The organism is Dankookia sp. GCM10030260 (genome assembly GCF_042666655.1).
Classification (GTDB): domain Bacteria; phylum Pseudomonadota; class Alphaproteobacteria; order Acetobacterales; family Acetobacteraceae; genus Paracraurococcus.
In genome coordinates this window covers 236,308-255,363 of sequence record NZ_JBHTDE010000003.1, presented here as the reverse complement: position 1 = coordinate 255,363, position 19,056 = coordinate 236,308, and the positions used below count along the sequence as shown (strand labels likewise).

Here is a 19,056-nt window from a genome sequence, read left to right as displayed (position 1 = left end):
GGGTTCTTGGGGGGAGACTAGGCCAGGGTTCGGCGGCAGGCTACCCGGGGTCGGGCGAATTCCCAACCTGTCGGGCCGGCAGGGGTCAGGGGGCGGCTTCGGCCGGTTCCGCCGGCGCCGCGGCCCGGCCGCCGCCGAGCTTCTGGCGCAGCAGGCTGTAGGCGCGGTTCACGTCCTTCATCCGTTCCTCCGCGACGCGGTCGGCGCCGTTCAGGTCGGGATGCAATTGCTTGGCCAGTTCCTTGTAGCGGGCGCGCAGCGCCGTCATGTCCAGCGGCCAGGCCAGGGCCAGAACGTCGAGCGCGGCGCGCAGTTCGGGCGGTGCCTCGCGCTTCTCCTCGCGCGGCCGGGTGCGCTGGGCGTGCAGCGGGGTGTCGCGCAGGATGCCCAGCGGATCGGCCATGAATTCGGGGGCGAAGCGGCTCGACCCGCCGAGCCGGCCGAGCGGCCAGGTCGGCCGCTGCCAGCCGGTGTCCTGGCGCAGGTTGGCCTCGATCTCGGCCGGGCCCATGCCCTTGTAGTAGTCCCAGGCCGAGTTGTACTCCCGCACGTGCGGCAGGCAGAACCAGACGTATTCGTTCAGGGCGGAACGTGACCGGGGCGCGCGGAATTCGCCGGCCGCGGTGCAGCCCGGCGCGTCGCAGGGACGCAGCGGCTGGGCCGGATCGGGCTCGGATTTGCGGCCGCGGCGGGGGGGCATCGTCGCTTTATGGGCGTGGGCCGGCGGTGGTGCAAGGCAAGCGCACCGTCCGGTCGGCCGCGGCCCGGCCTTGCCTGACGCCGCGAAACCGTTGAAATAACGCTTATGCCGACACGCACCGACCGCATCCGCCGCATCCTCGAAGCCAGCTTCCCCGTGGCCCGGATCGAGGTCCAGGACGACAGCCAGCAGCATGCCGGCCATGCCGGCGCCGCCCCGGGCGGGGAGACGCATTACAGCGTGCTCGCCATCAGCCCGGCCTTCGCCGGGATGAACCGGGTGGCCCGGTCGCGCGCCGTGCATGCGGTGCTGGAAGCGGAATTCGGCCGCGGCCTGCATGCGCTGGCGCTGAAGCTGCAGACCCCCGAGGAAGCCGGGCAGGCCTGACGCCTCCTGCAACGACCTGGGTTGCGGGAAATCCTGCCCCGGCCTAGCCCTCGTCCCGCCGCGCCGCTATGGGACCGCACTTTCCGAGCAGGACACCAAGACATGACCCCAGCCGAACTCGCCGCCGTGCAGGCCCATCTGCGCCGGCTGCTGGGCAACGAGACGATCAAGCTCTCGACCCCGAACCGCAAGAACGCGTCCGTCGAACTGTTTGTCGGCAGCGAATTCGTCGGCACCGTCCACCGCGACGCCGAGGATGGCGAGGTTTCCTACAGCGTGCAGATCGTGGTGCTGTCCGAAGACCTGTCGCAGCTCAACTGAACCCGGACGGGGCGCGCCGCGTCATGGCTGCATGACCGAAACCGACCCCCGTCCCGAACAACTGCGCCTCGACGCCGTGCGCTGCCCGCATTGCGACCAGGTGACCATGCCGAACCAGCTGGCGGACGGCTCCGTCGTCTGTTCCTGCACCGCCGAGCGGGCGCTGCCGCTGGACCTGGTGGAGGGCACCCTGGGGCAGGCCCCCCGCGGCAGCATGCCGGCGCCGGTCGACGCCGCCGCCGACCCGCAGCGTGGCAAGCTGCCCGAGGACAAGGGCCAGTTCGGCCGCGATATCGAAACCGAGGACTTCGCGCCGCTGCGGCCGCCGCCGGGCCGCTAGGGGATTTCCCCGCCGGCCGGGACGCTTGCGGATGCACCGGCGTCCCGATAGCGGGGCGGCCGTGCGCCGCCGGGCGTCGCCGGCGTGACGGTATCAGCGCTGCTCCGGATCGCCGGGCCCCGCGCTCCGCCTTCCCGTTGCGCTGGTGCCAGGCCGACCGCCGGTCGCGGTCGTGCCGGTGGCGCGCCAGAGCATTCGTGCCGGCGCGACGCGGCCGCGCGTCAGCCTTCGTCGTCGCGGCGGCTGCGTTCGTTCTCCCGCCGGACGGGCGGTGCGCCGCGGCGGCGCCGCGGCGGCGCCGGCCCCGACACCGATCGGACCCGCGCCGCCAGGCAGACCCGGCAGCAGGCGGCACGGATGCGCCGGGGGGGCTTGCCGGGGCCGGACCGCGTGTCAGCGGCGCGGCGCGGTCAGTGCGCCGCCCGCGGCGCCGATCCCGCCGCCCACCAGCGCCCCGGTGCCGACGCTGCCGCCGGTCAGCGCGCCCACGCCCGCTCCGGCGCCGGCACCGAGCAGCCCGCCGGAAACGGCACGGCCGCCCGCGCTCTGGCCGCATCCGGCAAGGGCGAGGCTGAGCAGCGCCACAACAACGATACGCGACATGATGTTCTCCCTGACAGTCCGGCAGCGGAACGCGCGGGATGGAAAAGGGTGGCGAACGAACCGACTAGCCTGGGGGCGGACGGTATCACCTTCCAGGTATTGGCCTGCGCGAACGGCGTGGGGCTGCGCGCCGGCATCCGCGCCGCGCCAAGCCCCGGTGCGGCTGCCGCGTCATTGCCTCGCGGGATGACCGCCAGGGTCGAGGCACCCTCACCGGCAGAATCCCGAAACGGCAAGATCAACCAACGCGCTAATATTCGAAGCCGAAATACCGTCTAAAAAATACTTTTATTCGGATTATCGGTCGTCTTAAGGTTCTAGCATCGCATTGTTCGAGATCCAGCCTCCATGCCTGACACCTCAGACAAGGAAGGCGCACGCGAAGACGGCGGTTCCGGCCAACAAGATGCCTCGACCCGGAACCGCCTTCCTGCGGCAGAACCGATCCCGAAGAAACTGAATCGGTTAGCATGGCGTGCATCGAATGCCCTCGGCCCGACCCTGATCGGGCGCTTGATGATTTGCCTGTTGCACCCAAGATGGTTCTTTTCGGATTACGACAGCAACCCGGACCACCGATGGCGCAACGAGTTCACCTGCCGCCTTTGCTCCAGGTTGCGCAGCGCCACGCTCGCGGCCTTTGCCCTGGTCGTCGTGAACCCCTTCGGCTGGCAGTCGGCCACCCTGCAGGCCTCCCGCCTGTTCTACAGCCGCCTCGCCGCGGTCTCCGAAACGCCGAGCGCGGCACCGGGCATCGCGGTGCTGCTGATGGACGAGCCGGCGATGGAGGCCCTCGGCAGCCACTGGCCGCCCCGGCTCGACGCCTGGACCCGGCTGCTGGAGAGCCTTCGGCCGGCGCAGCCGAAGGCCGTCTTCATCGATGTCGTGCTCGGGGTCGAACGCGGCTCGCCCAGCGATCTGGATGACCTGGCGGGCGCGATCGATGCCCGCGCCAACCAGCCGCCGGGCCCGGCGTCGCCGATGCGCGTCGTCCTCGCCGAAAGCGGCCGGGCCGCGGCAGCCGGCCATGACGGGATGAACACCCGTTGCCCCGAGCGCAGCCCGCGGGGGCTCGCGCGCCGTACCGCCGTGCTGGAGGAGCTCGCCTGCGCCGCCGAGTCCCTGGCCGTCATCGACTGGCCAGTGGACGCCGACGACGACCGCACCTATCCCCTGTCAGCCTGTCTCGGCCGCCCGTTCAAGCAGGACGACGGCACCGTGCTCTGCCTGCCCAGGACGCGCCCGACCGTGCCGAGCAACTTCCTCATGCCGGTCGAGACCCGGTTGCCGGCGGTGGTGCTCGCCACCCTGGCCTGCGAGCACCCGGACGGGCCGAAGCCGGCATGGTGCGGGCGGGACCGCAGATGGCTGCAGGGCGAGGAGGGGCTTACGCAAGGCTATGGCCTGCAGCCACGCTGGGCGCTGCGCGCCGATGCCATGCAGCCGTATGTCGCCCACCCGGCGCTCGGGACGCGGTGCACCATCTACCGGGCGGGCGCGGCCGGGTGGAACGATCGGATCGTGCAGGCCGCCATCCTGGCCAGCGCGGTCGGCGTGCCGGACAGCTGGATCCTTGCGCTGGGCGACCTGATCCAGTCGCCGAACGCGCCGGACTACCAGCCGCTGCTGCCGGATTTCACCGCCAGCGAGCAGCACTGGAAGGGTCACTACCGGGAGCCCTGCCTGCCCTTCCCGGTCATCAGCGCGTCCGCCGTCGTCAGCGACGACCAGAACCTCGCCATGGCGGCAAGGGCGTTGCTGCAGGGCCGCTTCGTGCTGATCGGCGACGCGACCCTCGGCAGCCCCGATCGCGTCGCCTCGCCGCTGCATGCCACGGTGCCCGGCGTGGTGCTGCATGCGGTCGCGCTGGAGACGCTCCTGCGCCTTGGCCCCGACCACCCCCGTGCCGGGCAGCCCGGAAGCGGCTGGGTGGAATATCTGTTCACCGTCCTCTTGATCGGCATGGCGACAGGGCTTGCCATCGTCAGGCGGAATTGGATCGCGCCATCCGGCTCGCCCGGGGGTGAGGCCTGGTACGTGCCGTGGATCCTCCGCATCGTCATGCTGGGCCTGACGCTGGCGGTGCTCTGGCTCGCCTACCGGCTGGATCCGACCGGCGGCCAGCTCACGCCGGCCGATCCGCTGAAGGTCGCGCTGCTCAGCCTCAGCATCGCGGCGGCCCTGTTGAGCGTCCCGGTGCCCAGGCAAATCCTGCCCGACATCGATTCCGGATCACCCCGACCAGCAAAATAGAGGAGACCGTCATGCAGAAACTCGTCCTGTCCGTCGCTGCGGCACTGACGCTGTTCGCCGGTGCCGCCGTCGCCCAGCAGATCGATGGCTTTACCGGTCCCGAAATCCGCGTGCGCACCAAGCTGGAGGGACCGACGGCCCGCATGCCGGCCAGCGACCTGCCCAAGCTGCCGTTACAGGCCTCCCCGAGCAGCAACTCGAACTGGCTCGAGATCCGCCGGGACACCGGATCGCTTTTCCTGTTCCGTCCGGACGTGAGGCTGAGCCAGACCGCGGCCGCGGCGCCAAGCTGCGACGCGCTCGGCCAGCCGGCGACGCAAGCCGCCGGGCGGATGGGCCTCGGCGCCGGCTGCCCCCGCCCCGCGGCGCCCGGCCGGTGAGGCGCGCCGTGGCCCGGCCGGCCCGCCGCATCCTGCTGGCCACCCTTGCGCTGCCGCTGCTCGTCACCTGCGGGACGCCGCAGGCCACGCAGCGGCTCTCGAAGGACCCGCAGATCCATGCCCGCATCGCGCGGGAAGCCGGCAACCGGCCCGTCGGCGGCGCCGCGCTGCTGTCCTTCGACGGCCGCGACGCGCTGCTGCCCGCCGTCCTGCAGACCGAATTCGAGCCGGTCACCAGCCCCGCGCTGCAACGGGAGATCCAGCGCATCGCCAACGGCATGCTGGCCCGCTGGACCGAGACGCCGCTGCCGCAGCTCGGCGTCTTCATCTCGCCCGTGCTCGACTATGCCGCCTATGCCTCGACCGAACGCCGGGTCTTCGTCAATCTCGGCGTGCTGCGCGACGCCGGCAGCGAGGACGAGATCGCCTTCGTGCTCGGCCACGAGATCTCCCACGTCCTGCTCGGCCACAACCTCGAACGCCGGGCCGAGGCGCAGCGCAGCGCCGCCGCCTCGCAGCTCGCCGCCAATGCCGCGCTCGTCGGCACCTCGCTCGCCGTCTCGGGCGGCACCGCGGCGCAGCTCACGCCGGGTGCCACCTCCGGCACCAAACGGGTCGTCATCGTCTCGGTCATGGCGGGCACCACGCTGCTGCGCGGCCTGGCCAACGAGCTGTTCGACCCGGGCTGGGCCCGCGGGCAGGAGACCGAGGCCGACCGCCTCGGCTTCGACCTCGCGGTCCGCGCCGGCTACAGCCCGACCGGCGCCGCCGATTCGCTCGACAACCTCCGCCGCGGCGACGGGAACCGGGCGGCCACGGAGGCCAACCTGCGCGGCACGGTGCAGAGCGGCATCGCGATGCTCGGCACCGGCCTGACCCAGTTCGCGCCCTCCGCCTACCAGCAGTACGTGCCGCTCGGCCTCACGATGTTCGGCGGCATGATCGAGAAGATGACGACGAGCGTGGCGACCTCGGCCGGCCTGGCCGAACGGCACGACGCGGCGCTGACCCGCCGCACGTCGATGACGGAATACGACCAGAAATTCTGGAACCTGGACGATCCGCCGGATTCGAAGCCCAACCCGTTCCGCGCCGGGGCGCTGGGCCGCGAGGTCGACCAATGGGTCGCCGCACGCACCGCGGCGGGGGAGGTCAGCACGGCGCTGGTCGACCAGGACACCGCGCGGGCGCGCGGCATCCTCGCGCAGGGTCGCGTCCAGCGGCTGTTCCCGGCGACCCACCGGATGCTGCAGGCGAAGATTTACCTGGCCGAAGGCAGAATCCCCCAGGCGACCCAGGAATACGAGCAGGCGACCCGGCTGCCGACCGCGCCCTCCGCCGCCTTCGCCGAATATGCCGCCATGCTGGCCGGGGAAGGCCAGGTGGATGCCGCGATGCGCGTGCTGGACCAGGGCGCGCAGCGCTTCAACAACGCCGAGCTTTTCCTGCCGACCCGGGCCGGGCTGCTCGCGCGCGCGGGGCGCAAGGACGCGGCCACCCGCGTCCTGGCCCAATGCGCGGCCAAGGACCGCAGCCTGCTCGAAGCCTGCGAGGCGAGCATGAAGGCCAGTGCCGGCTGACGCGCCTGCCGGCTATCGCAGCGACGCGGCGGCCTCAAGCACCGCCGCGGCATGCGCCTCCGGCTTCACCTTGCGCCAGACGCGGGCGACCTTGCCCTCGGCATCCACCAGGAAGCTGCTGCGCTCCATGCCCATGTAGGTCTTGCCGTACATGGATTTCTCCACCCAGGTGCCATAGGCCATGGCCACCGCATGGTCCTCGTCCGAGGCCAGCGGGAATTCCAGGTTGAATTTCCTGGCGAATTTCTCGATCGGCGGCAGTTTGTCCGGGCTCACCCCGATCACCGTCAGGCCCAATTTGCCCAGCTGCGGCAGGGCTTCCTGGAGGCCGCAGGCCTGCTTGGTGCAGCCGGGCGTGTCCGCCTTCGGGTAGAAGTACAGCAGGTAGGGCTGCCCCTTCAGCGCCGCGGAGCTCACCGTCCGGCCGCCGCTCGCCGGCATGGAGAAGGCCGGCGCCGCCGCGCCCTCGATCGGTCCCGCTTCGCTCATGCCCCCGCCCCCATGCCCAGCGTGCCGATCCGCCGCTCGAAGATCGTGCGGACCACCTCGGCCGTCTCCGCCATCTGTGTGCGCAGCCCGGCCAGGTCAACCGCCGGCGCCGGCAGCAACGGCGCGGTGGCCCGCAGCAGCGCCGCGGCGGCCGGGGCCGGCAGCGCCGGGTCGCGCGACTTGCCGTGGGTCAGCCGCACCAGCCCGATCACCGTCCGCCACAGCTGGTCGGCGCGGATCAGCGCCGCGGCCTCCTCGGCCGGCAGCAGCCCGGCCTCGCGCAGCCGGGCCAGCGCCAGCCGGGTGGAGGTCGCCAGGATCTTCGGGTTCTCCGCCGCGTGGCGCAGCTGCAGGGCCTGGGCGACGAACTCCACCTCGATCAGCCCGCCCGGCATCGCCTTCAGGTCCCAGGGTCCCTCCGGCGGCAGGTCGCGCAGCATCCGCTGCCGCATCGCCACCGCATCGGTCAGCGCCGTCTCCGCCGCGCCCGGCCGGGTGATGGCGGCGCGCAGCAAGGCGGCGATCCGCCGCCGCAGCGCCGGCGGCCCCGCGATCGGCCGCGCCCGGGTCAGCGCCATGCGCTCCCAGCCCCAGGCCTCCGTCATGTGGTAGTGCTCGAAGGTCGACAGCCGCACCGCCACCGGCCCCTTGTTGCCGGACGGGCGCAGCCGCATGTCGACCTCCCACAGCCGGCCCTCGGCGCCCGGCGCGGTGATGGCGCTGACCACCTGCGGCGCGAGGCGGACGAAGTATTCCGACGGCGCCAGCGACCGCCGGCCGCCCTCGCTGCCGGTCGCCTCCGCATCGTGGTCATAGAGCAGCACCAGGTCGAGGTCGGAGCCCGGCAGCATCTCCCGGCTGCCCAGCTTGCCCATGGCCAGCACCGCCAGGGCGCCGCCGGGGACGCGGCCGTAGCGTTCGGCGAAGTCGGCCAGGATGCGCGGCAGCAGCGCGGCGATCGCGGCATCGGCCAGGTCGGCGCGCAATTCGCCGGCGGTGTCGGCGTCGATGGCGCCTTCCAGCGCCGCCGCGTCGATCTCGAATTTCCGTGCCGTCGCCAGCCTTCGGGCGGCGTCCATCGCCTCCTCCAGGTGGCGGGCATCCTTGACCAGCGCGGGCAGCCCGGCCGCCGGGTCGGCCGCGCTGGGCGCGATGCCGCCGCCGGTCAGCAGCCCGTCCAGCGCCGCCGGGTTGCGCGCCAGGTGTTCCGCCAGCTGCGGCGCGGCGCCGAGCAGGAAGGCCACGCGGTCGAGCAGCGCCGGGTTGCGGTGCAGCAGGGACAGCACCTGCACGCCGGCCGGCAGCCGGGTCAGCACCATGTCGAAGCGCAGCAGGGCCTGGTCCGGGTTGGACTGCCGGCCGAAGGCGGCCAGCAGCATCGGCATCAGGGCGGTCAGCAGCTCCCGCGCCCGCTCGGACCGGGTGGCGCGCGGCCGGCCGTGGTGCCAGGCCCGCACCATGGCGCCGACCGAGGCCGGGTCGGCGAAGCCCAGGCGCTTCAGCGTCGCCAGCGTCCCCGGGTCGTCGTCCACCCCGGTGAAGACCAGGTTGCCGGTGCCGGCGCCGTCCGGCCCCTCGACGCTCAGCGACGGCGCGGTCTCGAAGAAGCTCTCGTAGTGGCGCTCGACCCGCCCGAGATGCCCCAGGAAGGCGGCGGCGAATTCCTCCCCGCCGGCGAAGCCCATGAAGGATGCGATGCGGGCCAGCCCGGCCGCGTCCTCGGGCAGCCGGTGGGTCTGCCGGTCGGCCACCATCTGCAGCCGGTGTTCCAGGTTGCGCAGGAAGACATAGGCATCGGCGAGGTCCGCCGCCGCCCGGCGGTCCAGCCGCCCGGCCGCGGCCAGCGCCGCCAGCGCCCCCAGGGTGGTCGGGTCGCGCAGCCCAGGATCACGTCCCCCCCAGATCAGTTGCAGGACCTGGGCGGTGAACTCGATCTCGCGTATCCCACCCCGGCCGAGCTTCACGTCGTGCCCGGCCAGGGCAATCGTGGCGCCGGCGCCCTTGGCGCCCTTGTGGACATGGATCTGCCGCTTGATGGAATGGATATCCGCCACGGCGGCGAAATCGAGGTGACGGCGCCAGACGAAGGGGCGGATCTCGCGCAGGAAATGGTCCCCCAGCGCACGATCCCCGGCCACCGGCCGGGCCTTGATCATCGCCGCCCTCTCCCAGTTCTGCCCCATGCTCTCGTAGTAGACGATCGCCGCGTTGATCGAGACGGCGAGCGGCGTCGCCGCCGGATCGGGGCGCAATCGCAGATCGGTGCGGAAGACGTAGCCCTCCGCCGTGCGTTCATCGAGCAGGCGCACGAGGTCGCGCGCCAGGCGGACGTAGCAGGCGGCCGCACGGTCCGGGTTGGTGGCCGCCGCCAGCGGGTCGTACAGCACCATGAGGTCGACATCCGAGGAGTAGTTCAGCTCCCGCCCGCCGAGCTTGCCCATGCCCAGCACGCTGAGGCCGCTGCCCTTGGCGATGGCCTTCGGGTCCGGCCGCGCGCCGTTGGCCGGCCGGGCGACGCGCAGCTCGCCGCGCTCCCCGGCCGCCAGCAGCAGGTGGGCGCAGGCGAAGTCGATGGTGCCGTCGGCCAGTTCCGACAGCGCCCCGGTGATGCGGTCGAGCGGCCAGAGCCCGGCGAGGTCGGCCACCGCGACGACCAGCGCCGCCTGCCGCTTGACCCGCCGCAGCATCGCGCCGACCACGTCGCGCGCGGCCCCCGGATCGGCATGGTGCAGCGGGGTCAGGGCCAGGTCGAAGGCCTCGTCCGGGCCGCGTTCGGCCAGCCGCAGCAGCAGCGCCGGCGCACGCTGGGCGAGTTCGGCCAGATAGGGGCTGTGGCCGCCCAGCGCGCCGAGCAGCGCCGGCCCGCCGGGCAGCGCCACGACGGCGCGGGCGGCGGCATCGCCCTCGGTGAAATGCTGCAGCAGGCGGTCGGCCGCCGCCCGGTCGTAGGGACGCGGCAGGCGGTCCGGCGTGAATGCGGGTTGGGTCATGCTGCGCGAGGGAAGGCGTGACCACGGCCCCAGGTCAAGCGCCGCGCGCACCCGGTGCGCATTGGGCCTGGCGCTGGACGCATCGCTGCGTCGCGGTGGTCCTCGCCGCGGTCGTGCTGGCGCTGGCCGGGCTCGGCCTGCTGGCCTGGCGGCTGGCGGAGAAGCCGCTCGACCTGCCGCAACTCGCCCGCCGGATCGAGGCGACGGTCAATGCCCGCCCCGACGGGCCGCGGCTGTCCATCGGCCAGGCCGCCATTGCCTGGGAGGGCTTCCGCGGCGGGACCGCCGCGCCGCTCGACATCCGGCTGCGGGCGGTACGGCTGAGCGGCGCGGGCACCGAGATCGAGCTGCCGGAGGCGGCGCTGACCCTGTCCTTCCGCGCCCTGCTGCGCGGCGTCGTCGCCCCGGCGACGATCGAGCTGCGCCGCCCGCGGCTGCACGCGACGCTGACCGATGGCGGCATCGCCCTCGGCCTCGGCGCCTCCGCCGAAGCCGCCCCGGCCACGGAGACCGACCCGGCGACGCTGCTGGCCGGCCTGATGCTGCCGGCCTCCGACCGCGACGCCTTCGCCGCGCTGCGGCGCATCCGGATCAGCGGCGGCGAGGCGGTGCTGGCCGACCCGGCCGCCGGCCTGACCTGGACCCTGCTGGAGCCGCGCATCGACCTCCGCCGCGCCGCCGATGGCGGCCTGGCGGGCGAGGGCGAGGCGGTGCTGCGGGCCGGCGCGGTCAGCGTGCCGGTGCGGCTTTCGGGCGAGGCGCGCGGCACCCCGATGCGGCTCTCGGTCGGCCTGCTGCTGCCGGCGCTGCGGCCGGCGGAGCTTGCCACCATCTGGCCGCCGCTGGCGCCGCTGGCACTGCTGGATGCGCCGGTGACGCTCGCGGGGCGCGCCGAATTCGACGCCGATGCCCGGCCGGACCGGATGCAGGCACGGCTGGAAGCGGGCCCGGGCGCCCTGGTCCTGGCACCGGGCCAGCGCCTGCCGCTGGCCGGGCTGGTCGCCACGGTGGAAGGCAGCAGCCGGGCCCTGACGGTGCGGGAGGCATCGCTGCGGCTGCCCGGCCGTCTCGGCCAGCCCGGCCCGGTGCTGACCGCGAAGGGCGAGGTGCTGCAGCGCGACGGCGCCTGGCAGGCCGGGCTCGACCTCACCGCCGGGTCGCTGCAGGCCGCCGAGCTGCCTTTCCTCTGGCCGGCCGAGCTGGCGCCGGAGGCCCGCGCCCTGGCGCTGCGCAGCCTGCCCGCCGGCCTGCTGGAGGACGCCCGGGCGCGGCTCGACCTCGCGGTCGCGCCGACGCTCGATGCGGTGGTGCTGGAGAGCGCCCGGCTCGGCCTCGGCCTGACCCGGGCGGTGGTCGACCTCGGCCAGGGGAGCCGGGTCGCGGTGGCGACGGCGGAGCTGGCCGCCAGCTATACCCCCGGCCTGCTGCGGCTGGACCGGCTGCTGCTGCGGCCGCAGGCCGCCGGCCCCGGCAGCGTCCCGCCCAGCATCACCGCGGCGGGCGAGGCGCGGCTGCGGGATGCCCGCTGGCTGTTGCAGGCCGGGCTGCGGCTGGATGCCCTCGCCGCCGCGGAGCTCGACGCCTACTGGCCCAAGGGGCTGGCCTTCAACACCCGCGACTGGCTGGTGCAGAACCTCACCGCCGGGCAGATCCGCAACGGCCGGTGGCAGGTGACGGCCGAGGCCCCGGCGACGCTCGACCGCATCGCCGTCACCGATCTCAGCGGCACGATCGACATGGTGGATGCGACGGTGCACTGGCTGCGGCCGGTGCCGCCGGTCCTGGGCGTCTCAGGCACCGCCGAATTCGGCCCGGCCGAGGTCATCCTGCGCGGCCGCGGCGGCCGCCAGGCGCTGCCGGACGGCCGGCCGGGCGGGATCGAGGTGAAGGAGGCCACCGTCCGCTTCTCCGGGCTCGACAGCGACAGCGAGCAGGCGGAGATCACCGGCCTGACCACCGGGCCCCTGCCCGAGATCTTCGCCCTGCTGCGCCACCCGCGCCTCAAGCTGTTCGAGAAGCGCAAGCTGAAGGCCGAGGCCGCCGGCGGCCAGGCCGAGGCGCGGCTGGAGGTCAGCTTCCCGCTGCTGGCCGACCTGCCGATGGACCTGCTGAAGATCGCCGCCCGTGGCCGCGTGACCGAGGCGCGGTTGCCCGGCGCGCTGGTCGAGCGCGACGTGGAGCGCGGCAACCTCGACTTCGCGGTGGACACCGAGGGGCTGAAGCTGAACGGCCATGCGGTCTGGGCCGGCGCGCCGGTGAAGCTCGGCCTGGAGATGGATTTCCGCAACGGCGGCCAGTCCCAGGTGACCGAGCGCGGCACGCTGGGCGGCCGCTTCACCGCGGCCCAGGTCAATGCGCTGGGCGTCGAGACCGGACGGGTGCTCGACGGCCATGTCGGGCTCGACGCCCGCTACGAGCGCCGCCGCAACGGCCAGGCCAGCGTCGCGCTGCGCGGCGACCTGCGCGACGCCCGGTTGGGGGTGGAGGCGCTGCGCTGGGCCAAGCCGCCCGGCACGCCGGGGAGCTTCGAGGGCACGCTGCGGCTGCAGGGCGAGACGCTCGGCAGCATGGAGGCAATGCGGCTGGAGACGCTGGACCTGGCGCTGAAGGGCCGCGGCGTGTTCGGCCCGCGCGGCTGGCTGGAACGCTTCGAGCTGGCCGAGGGCCGGCTGGGGCTGTCCCGCTTCGGCGGCGAGGTCCGCCGGCCGGAGCACGCCGGCGGGCCCTGGCAGGCCGACCTGCGCGGTCCGGTGCTCGACCTGCGGCCGGTGCTCGGCACGCCGGGGCAGCCGCCGCCGCCGGCCACCGCGCCGGACGAGAACGGCCTGCCGCTGCAGCTGGATCTGCGGTTCGACCGGATGACCATGGGCGAGGGCCGCAACGTCTTCGCCACCCAGGCGCGGGTGCGGAGCGATGCCACCGGCCTGCTGCGGGAGCTGCGGGCGACCGGCCGCACCGGCGGCACCGCGGGTGCCGAATTCGACCTGACCCTGGCACCACAGGGCCAGCACCGGCTGCTGCGGCTGACCGCGGCGGATGGCGGCGCCCTGCTGCAGGCGATGGACCTGACCGATTCGATCCGCGGCGGCCGGCTCTCGGTCAGCGGCAACTACGACCAGCTGCGCGCCGGCGCCGCGCTGGCGGGCACCGCCGAGCTCGAGCAATTCGTCCTGCGCGACGCCCCGGCCCTGGCCAAGCTGCTGCAGGCGATGACGCTGTACGGGCTGGTGGAGGCGATCCGGGGCGGCAGCGGGCTGGTCTTCACCCGGCTGGTCGCGCCCTTCGTGCTGACGCCGGAGGCGCTGACGCTGACCGATGCGCGGGCCTTCTCGGCTTCGCTGGGGCTGACCGCCAAGGGGCAGCTGCTGCGGGAGAAGCGGATCGCGGCGATCGAGGGCACCATCGTGCCGGCCTATGTGTTCAACACCCTGCTCGGCAAGCTGCCGATCCTCGGCCGGCTGTTCAGCCCGGAGGCGGGCGGCGGGGTCTTCGCCGCGACCTACCGGGTGCAGGGGCCGCTGGATGATCCGCAGGTTTCGGTGAACCCGCTGGCGGCGCTGACGCCGGGCTTCCTGCGCGGGCTGTTCGGCCTGGGCACGCCGGCGCAGCGGTAGCGCGGCATGCCCTATCGCGACCCGGCGGTGGACCACCGCGGCCGGCAGGGCGGCAACGGCAACCGCCCGGCCGGCCGCGCGGCGCTGCGCGACCGGTAGGCGGCGCTAGCCCACCCGCACCAGCACATGCCGCTTCCGGCCGAGCGAGAGCTTGGCGGCGCCGTCGCGCAGGTCGGCCTCGCCCACCACCAGCTGCGGGTCGCCGACCGGGGCATCGTTCAGCCGGACGCCGTTCTGCGCCACCAGCCGGCGCGCCTCGCCCTTGCTGGCGACCAGCTTCGCCGCCACCAGCAGGTCGGCCAGCGGCGCCGGCAGGGCATGCGCCAGGCTGGGCAGGGTGTCGGCCGCCTCGCCCTGCTCGAAGGCGCGGCGGGCGGTCTCGGCCGCGGCTTCGGCCGCGGCGCGGCCATGCAGCAGGGCGCAGGCCTCGGTCGCCAGGACCTTCTTCGCCTCGTTGATCCCGGCGCCTTCCAGCGCGCCGAGCCGGCGGACCTCCGCCATCGGCAGCTCGGTGAACAGGGCGAGGAAGCGCGCCACGTCGGCGTCCTCGGTGTTCCGCCAGAACTGCCAGTAGTCGTAGGGGCTGAGCTTGTCGGCGCTGAGCCAGATGGCGCCGGCCGCGGTCTTGCCCATCTTGGCGCCCGAGGCGCTGGTGATCAGCGGCGTGGTCACGCCGAAGGCCTCGGCATCCTCGGACCCCTTGGCCATCCGGCGGCAGAGCTCCACCCCCATGACGATGTTGCCCCACTGGTCGGAGCCGCCCATCTGCAGCGTCACGCCGTAGCGCCGCCGCAGCTCGGCGAAGTCGTAGCTCTGCAGCAGCATGTAGTTGAATTCGAGGAATGAGAGATTCTGCTCGCGGTCCAGCCGCAGCCTGACGCTGTCCATGGTCAGCATGCGGTTGACCGAGAAATGCCGGCCGACCTCGCGCAGGAAGGGGATGTAGCGCAGCTGGTCCAGCCATTCGGCGTTGTCCAGCATGATCGCGTCGGTCGGGCCTTCCCCGAAGCTCAGGAAGGCGTCGAACACGCGGCGGATGCCGGCCTTGTTGCGCTCGATCGCGGCGTCGTCCAGCAGCGGGCGTGCCTCGTCCCGGAACGAGGGGTCGCCGACCTTGGTGGTGCCGCCGCCCATCAGCACCACCGGGCGGTGGCCGGTGCGCTGCATCAGCCGCAGCAGCATGATCTGCAGCAGGCTGCCGACATGCAGGCTGTCCGCCGTGCAGTCGAAGCCGATATAGCCCGAGACGGCTCCCGCCCGCAGCGTCGCATCCAGCCCCGCCGCGTCGGTGACCTGGTGGATATAGCCGCGCGCCTGCGCCTCGCGCAGGAACTCGCTCTCGGGGCCGCTCATCGCCAATACTCGATCCTAACCGTGGCCCGGCTGGCTTCGCCGGGGCGGCTCCCCTAGCATGGCCGCCGCATGCTTAGAACCATCGGGCTGATGAGCGGCACCTCCCTCGACGGGGTGGATGCCGCCTGGGTGGAAACGGACGGGGCGACGATCGGGCGGCTCGGCCCGGCCCTGACCCTGCCCTACGAACCCGCGCTGCGCCGCGACCTGCGGAGGCTGCTCGATATGGCGGCCGGCACCGCGGAAGGCGACCCCTTCCTGGCCGATTGCGTCCGCCGCCTCACCGTCCGGCATGCCGAGGCGGTGGCGGCGCTGCGCGCCGAGGTGGCGCGGACCCTGGGGGAGGATGCCGACCTGGTCGGCTTCCACGGCCAGACCATCCTGCACCGCCCGGCCCGCCCCGGGGACACGACGCCGGGCCGCACCTGGCAGGTGGGCGACGCCGCCTGGCTGTCCCGCAGCATCGGCCTGCCCGTCGCGCACGACTTCCGCAGCGCCGACGTCGCCGCCGGCGGCCAGGGCGCGCCGCTGGTGCCGGTGGTGCATGCGGTGATGGCGGCGGCGCTGCCCAAGCCGCTGGCGGTGCTCAACCTCGGCGGGGTCGGCAACGTCACCTGGATCGGCCGCGATGGCGGGCTGCTCGGCTTCGACACCGGCCCGGCCAACGGGCCGCTCGACGACTGGGCGCGGCGCCACGCGCAGACCGACTACGACGTGGACGGGCTGCTGGCCCTGGCCGGGCAGCCGGACGGCGCGGTGCTGGGCCGGCTGATGGCGCACCCGTACCTGGCGGCGCCGCCGCCGAAATCGCTCGACCGGCTGGATTTCGACCGGGCGCTGCGGGAGGCCGGGGCGCAGGATCTCTCGCCGCGGGATGGCGCGGCGACGCTGGTCGCCTTCGCCGCGGTCTGCGTCGCCGCCGCCGCCCGGCATTTCCCCGACCCGCCGCTGCAATGGCTGGTGGCCGGCGGCGGCCGGCGCAACCCGGCGATGATGCGGGCCCTGGCCGGCACGCTGGAAGCGCCGGTGCGGCCGGTCGAACGCGTCGGCTGGAACGGCGACGCGCTGGAGGCGCAGGCCTTCGGCGTGCTGGCGGCGCGCTGCTGGCACGGGCTGCCGCTGACCTTCCCCGGCACCACCGGCGCGCCGCGGCCGCTCGGCGGCGGGCGGATCAGCGGGCGGGGGTGCTGAGGCGGGTGGCATCCCTGCTGGAGCGCCGCGCCGCCGCGGCCCCTTGCGTGGCGACCGGAGCAGCGGCCGCCGACGCGCCGCCGCGACCCGGCGGCAGCCCGGCCTCCGGCCCGCGGCACTGACAGCGCCGCCGGATCACTCCACCACGACCTCCGCGGCGGCGACCTCGGCCGGCGCGGCATCCTTCAGCCAGGGCCACCGGGCCAGCGTCACCGGGCTGTCCGGCGCATAGGCGATGCAGGTGCCCAGCATGGCCGGCCGGCGCTTCGCCACCGTGCCGCCGCCGGCCAGGATGCGCGCCGTCTCCGCCCGTTCGCGCGCCGCGCGGACGGGATAGAGCGTCTGGAAGGCGGTCGTCGCCATCTGCCCCAGCATCTCCCGAAGATGGGTGCAGCCATGGATGCCGCCGACCCGCTCGTTCGCCGCGCGGACGAAGCCGGGGCCGATCCTCAGCCCGGCGAGCCGGGTGAAATTCGGCGCGGCGGCGGGACAGACCGCATAGGGCGTGTGGTCGGAGGCGGCCTCGGTGGCGACGATCTCCATGTCCTCGCGCACCGTCAGCCGCAGCCACAGGCCGTGCAGCGGCTCGCCCGGCTGGATGGTGCCGCGGTCGTCGTTCTCGAAGGGATGCGCCTTGCTGTCCTTCAGATGGGCCTCGATGTCGTAGAGGCCGTCCGCGCGCCGCCAGCCGCGGATATCGATCTCGCGGCGATGCAGCATGTCACGCGGTGCGGGCGGCGAAAGGGGCATGCGGTCGGGCTCCGGCAGGACGGTCGACCAACTGCTAGCCTGCTTTCGACCGGCGTTGAACCACCGCCGGGCGGGGGGCAGCCCCGCGGCGGAGCCGCAAGTCCATGCCAAACGGTGAAGCCGCAAGTCCATACCAAACGGCGGAGCCGCAAGTCCGTGTCCCGCGGCGGAGCCGCGAATGTCGCGCCGCATTCGCTGCCCTGTGATCGGGATGCGACCGGTCTCCCATCGTAGGAAGATATGCGATCCGCTAATGGTTCCCCTCACCGAAGCCATAGCCGGGGGAATTTCCAATGCCCGATGATGGCCGGCCCGCCTTGCCCGATATCGACTGCATCCGCGGCTTCGCCGGCGCTTCGCCCATGGCGGTCGTGGTGCTGCAGGGGCCGGCACACCGCATCCGCTACGTCAACCCTGCCTTCCTCGCCGCCACCGGGCGGGAGGAGACGGCGCTGCTCGGCCAACGGTTGGCGGACGCCTTCCCCGGCCTCGGCGCCGACCGGCTGGCGTCGCTCGACCAGGTGCATGGCACCGGCGAGGCCTGCCGGGTGGATGCCGTCGCCCTGGCGCTCGGGCCGCATGCCGCCGGCTGCGGGGCGCCGCTCTGGGATGCCGAGGCTTCCGCGGTGCGCGGCAGCGGCGGTGCCATCGCCGGCATCCTGCTGCTGCTGCGCGACGTCACCGGGCGGGAGGCGCAGTCGGCCCGCTACCGCGCCCTGGTCGAGGCGGGATCGCTGGCGGTCTGGATCGCCGGGCCGGACGGCGCGCTGCGCGACAGCACGGCGTGGAACCGGTTGACCGGGCAGACCGATGCCCAGTCCACCGGCCTCGGCTGGCTGGCGGCGATCCACCCGGCCGACCAGGCCGGCGTGCAGCACCGCTGGCTGACGGCGATGGCCAGCGGCGAGACCTACGAGGTCGAGTACCGCCTGCAGCGGCCGGACGGCGGCTGGCGCTGGACCGCGGCGCGGGCGGTGCCGCGGCGGGATGCGGCGGGACGGATCCTCGAATGGGTCGGCGCCAACACCGACATCGAGGCGCGGCGCCAGGCCGAGCAGGGCCTGCGGGCCAGCGAGGACCGCTTCCGCACCTTGGCCGAGGCGATGCCGCACCTGGTCTGGCAGACCGATGCGGCGGGGCGGCCGGAATACCTCAACCGCCGCTGGCGGGCGCTGACCGGGCTCGGGCTGAGCGCGGTGGCCGACCGCGGCTGGATGGCGGCGCTGCACCCGGAGGACCTCGCCCGGCTGGAGACGGCCTGGACGGCGGCGCTGACGACGGGCGGGGAATACGACGCCGACGCGCGCATCCGCACCGCCGCCGGCGGCTATCGCTGGCACCGGCTGCGGGCGGCGCCGGTGCGCGATGCCGGCGGCCGCATCCGCCACTGGGTCGGAACCTGCACCGACGTGGAGGAACGCCACCAGGCCGAGGAAGCGCTGCGCGAGGCGGTGGCGGCGCAGGAACGCCTGCTGCGGGAGGCCGAGCACCGCATCAAGAACAGCCTGCAGCTGGTCGCCGGCCTGCTGCGGCTGCAGGCCGGCCGGGTCGAGGAGCCGGCGGCGCGCGAGGCGCTGGAGGCGGCGACCGCCCGGGTCCAGGCGGTGGCCGAGGCGCACCGCGCCCTGCAGATGAGCCCCGATCTGCGCAGCGTGCGGCTTGCCGACATGCTGCATGAGCTCGCGGCGGGGGCTTCGGTGCAGCAGCCGGGCACCGATATCCGCATCGCCGCGCCCGACGGGCTGACGCTGGATGCCGAGCGGGCGATCCCGCTGGCGCTGATCCTGTCGGAACTGGTGGCGGATGCGCTGCGGCACGAGCGGGCCGAGGGCGCGGCGCATCCGGTGGTGCTGGAGGCGCAGGCCGAGAGCGGCCGGCTGGTGGTCTCGGTCGCCGATGGCGGCATCGGCCTGCCGGACGACAGCTCTGCCGGCCGGCTAGGGGCGACGGTGATCCGCGCGCTGGCGAAGCAGATCGGCGCCGAGCTGGCGAGCGAAAGCGCGGCGAACCGGGGCACGCGGGTGACGCTGCGGCTGGGGCTGGAGGCCGCGGTGGCGAGAGCGGGGTGATACCAAGGCCCGCATCGCGTGTCCTGCGGCAGGCAA

The 19,056-nt window shown here is 73.9% G+C and carries 15 protein-coding genes; 9 read left to right on the top strand and 6 right to left on the bottom strand.

Translation table 11 applies throughout. From position 1 onward, the window contains the following. Positions 1 to 85: 85 nt before the first annotated feature. A complete protein-coding gene (locus ACFQS7_RS12715) occupies positions 86 to 700 on the bottom strand; it encodes a J domain-containing protein (protein ID WP_380067448.1) in 615 nt (204 codons plus the stop codon). Positions 701 to 805: 105 nt separating this feature from the next. On the opposite strand from ACFQS7_RS12715, the gene ACFQS7_RS12710 reads away from it, so the two are divergent. The 3 genes from ACFQS7_RS12710 (at position 806) to ACFQS7_RS12700 (ending at position 1,748) form a co-directional block, all read left to right on the top strand. Then, complete coding sequence (locus ACFQS7_RS12710; protein ID WP_380067447.1) at positions 806 to 1,087, top strand: BolA family protein; 282 nt, start codon at positions 806 to 808, stop codon at positions 1,085 to 1,087. A gap of 102 nt (positions 1,088 to 1,189) precedes the next feature. Then, entirely contained in the window at positions 1,190 to 1,408 is a 219-nt protein-coding gene (locus ACFQS7_RS12705) for a DUF3126 family protein (protein WP_380067446.1), read from the top strand. 31 nt (positions 1,409 to 1,439) lie between these two features. Then, a complete protein-coding gene (locus tag ACFQS7_RS12700) occupies positions 1,440 to 1,748 on the top strand; it encodes a hypothetical protein (protein WP_380067445.1) in 309 nt (102 codons plus the stop codon). A gap of 393 nt (positions 1,749 to 2,141) precedes the next feature. On the opposite strand, the gene ACFQS7_RS12695 is transcribed toward ACFQS7_RS12700, so the two are convergent. Next, entirely contained in the window at positions 2,142 to 2,351 is a 210-nt protein-coding gene (locus tag ACFQS7_RS12695) for a hypothetical protein (RefSeq protein WP_380067444.1), read from the bottom strand. Positions 2,352 to 2,699: 348 nt separating this feature from the next. Between ACFQS7_RS12695 and ACFQS7_RS12690 the strand changes: the two genes are divergently transcribed. Genes ACFQS7_RS12690 through ACFQS7_RS12680 form a run of 3 tightly spaced genes read left to right on the top strand, consistent with a single transcriptional unit; the run spans position 2,700 to position 6,564 of the window. Then, a complete protein-coding gene (locus ACFQS7_RS12690; protein ID WP_380067443.1) occupies positions 2,700 to 4,604 on the top strand; it encodes a CHASE2 domain-containing protein in 1,905 nt (634 codons plus the stop codon). A gap of 11 nt (positions 4,605 to 4,615) precedes the next feature. Continuing rightward, positions 4,616 to 4,984: a hypothetical protein gene (locus ACFQS7_RS12685; RefSeq protein WP_380067442.1), complete on the top strand. Its 369-nt coding sequence runs from the start codon at positions 4,616 to 4,618 to the stop codon at positions 4,982 to 4,984. Next, positions 4,981 to 6,564 (top strand): M48 family metalloprotease, encoded by a 1,584-nt coding sequence (locus ACFQS7_RS12680; protein WP_380067441.1) that lies wholly within the window; start codon positions 4,981 to 4,983, stop codon positions 6,562 to 6,564. The genes ACFQS7_RS12685 and ACFQS7_RS12680 overlap by 4 nt, the downstream gene beginning before the upstream one ends. Before the next feature lie 12 nt (positions 6,565 to 6,576). On the opposite strand, the gene bcp is transcribed toward ACFQS7_RS12680, so the two are convergent. Together bcp and ACFQS7_RS12670 are read right to left on the bottom strand one after the other, a co-directional pair. After that, positions 6,577 to 7,053 (bottom strand): thioredoxin-dependent thiol peroxidase, encoded by a 477-nt coding sequence (bcp, locus tag ACFQS7_RS12675; protein WP_380067440.1) that lies wholly within the window; start codon positions 7,051 to 7,053, stop codon positions 6,577 to 6,579. Next, on the bottom strand, positions 7,050 to 10,043 hold the full coding sequence (locus tag ACFQS7_RS12670) for a bifunctional [glutamine synthetase] adenylyltransferase/[glutamine synthetase]-adenylyl-L-tyrosine phosphorylase (RefSeq protein WP_380067439.1): 2,994 nt from the start codon (positions 10,041 to 10,043) through the stop codon (positions 7,050 to 7,052). The genes bcp and ACFQS7_RS12670 overlap by 4 nt, the downstream gene beginning before the upstream one ends. Before the next feature lie 17 nt (positions 10,044 to 10,060). Between ACFQS7_RS12670 and ACFQS7_RS12665 the strand changes: the two genes are divergently transcribed. Beyond that, a complete protein-coding gene (locus tag ACFQS7_RS12665; protein WP_380067438.1) occupies positions 10,061 to 13,657 on the top strand; it encodes an AsmA-like C-terminal region-containing protein in 3,597 nt (1,198 codons plus the stop codon). A 105-nt stretch (positions 13,658 to 13,762) separates the two neighbouring features. Here the strand turns inward: ACFQS7_RS12665 and tyrS are convergent, their stop codons facing one another. Further along, positions 13,763 to 15,010: a tyrosine--tRNA ligase gene (gene tyrS / locus ACFQS7_RS12660; protein WP_380067437.1), complete on the bottom strand. Its 1,248-nt coding sequence runs from the start codon at positions 15,008 to 15,010 to the stop codon at positions 13,763 to 13,765. A gap of 69 nt (positions 15,011 to 15,079) precedes the next feature. On the opposite strand from tyrS, the gene ACFQS7_RS12655 reads away from it, so the two are divergent. Continuing rightward, positions 15,080 to 16,201: an anhydro-N-acetylmuramic acid kinase gene (locus ACFQS7_RS12655; RefSeq protein ID WP_380067436.1), complete on the top strand. Its 1,122-nt coding sequence runs from the start codon at positions 15,080 to 15,082 to the stop codon at positions 16,199 to 16,201. A 135-nt stretch (positions 16,202 to 16,336) separates the two neighbouring features. On the opposite strand, the gene ACFQS7_RS12650 is transcribed toward ACFQS7_RS12655, so the two are convergent. Further along, positions 16,337 to 16,951 carry a DUF2889 domain-containing protein gene (locus tag ACFQS7_RS12650; RefSeq protein ID WP_380067435.1) on the bottom strand — a complete coding sequence of 205 codons (615 nt, stop codon included), beginning with the start codon at positions 16,949 to 16,951 and terminating at the stop codon, positions 16,337 to 16,339. A 293-nt stretch (positions 16,952 to 17,244) separates the two neighbouring features. Between ACFQS7_RS12650 and ACFQS7_RS12645 the strand changes: the two genes are divergently transcribed. Beyond that, on the top strand, positions 17,245 to 19,020 hold the full coding sequence (locus tag ACFQS7_RS12645) for a PAS domain-containing protein (protein WP_380067434.1): 1,776 nt from the start codon (positions 17,245 to 17,247) through the stop codon (positions 19,018 to 19,020). The last annotated feature ends 36 nt before the right edge of the window (positions 19,021 to 19,056 follow it).

Excerpts from the sequence above, each read along its gene's own strand:
- ACFQS7_RS12655 (WP_380067436.1), top strand. The coding sequence starts at position 15,080 with ATGCTTAGAACCATCGGGCTGATGAGCGGCACCTCCCTCGACGGGGTG.
- ACFQS7_RS12700 (WP_380067445.1), top strand. The coding sequence starts at position 1,440 with ATGACCGAAACCGACCCCCGTCCCGAACAACTGCGCCTCGACGCCGTG.
- ACFQS7_RS12670 (WP_380067439.1), bottom strand. The coding sequence starts at position 10,043 with ATGACCCAACCCGCATTCACGCCGGACCGCCTGCCGCGTCCCTACGAC.
- bcp (WP_380067440.1), bottom strand. The coding sequence starts at position 7,053 with ATGAGCGAAGCGGGACCGATCGAGGGCGCGGCGGCGCCGGCCTTCTCC.
- ACFQS7_RS12685 (WP_380067442.1), top strand. The coding sequence starts at position 4,616 with ATGCAGAAACTCGTCCTGTCCGTCGCTGCGGCACTGACGCTGTTCGCC.
- ACFQS7_RS12650 (WP_380067435.1), bottom strand. The coding sequence starts at position 16,951 with ATGCCCCTTTCGCCGCCCGCACCGCGTGACATGCTGCATCGCCGCGAG.
- ACFQS7_RS12715 (WP_380067448.1), bottom strand. The coding sequence starts at position 700 with ATGCCCCCCCGCCGCGGCCGCAAATCCGAGCCCGATCCGGCCCAGCCG.
- ACFQS7_RS12645 (WP_380067434.1), top strand. The coding sequence starts at position 17,245 with ATGCCCGATGATGGCCGGCCCGCCTTGCCCGATATCGACTGCATCCGC.
- tyrS (WP_380067437.1), bottom strand. The coding sequence starts at position 15,010 with ATGAGCGGCCCCGAGAGCGAGTTCCTGCGCGAGGCGCAGGCGCGCGGC.
- ACFQS7_RS12695 (WP_380067444.1), bottom strand. The coding sequence starts at position 2,351 with ATGTCGCGTATCGTTGTTGTGGCGCTGCTCAGCCTCGCCCTTGCCGGA.
- ACFQS7_RS12690 (WP_380067443.1), top strand. The coding sequence starts at position 2,700 with ATGCCTGACACCTCAGACAAGGAAGGCGCACGCGAAGACGGCGGTTCC.
- ACFQS7_RS12705 (WP_380067446.1), top strand. The coding sequence starts at position 1,190 with ATGACCCCAGCCGAACTCGCCGCCGTGCAGGCCCATCTGCGCCGGCTG.
- ACFQS7_RS12710 (WP_380067447.1), top strand. The coding sequence starts at position 806 with ATGCCGACACGCACCGACCGCATCCGCCGCATCCTCGAAGCCAGCTTC.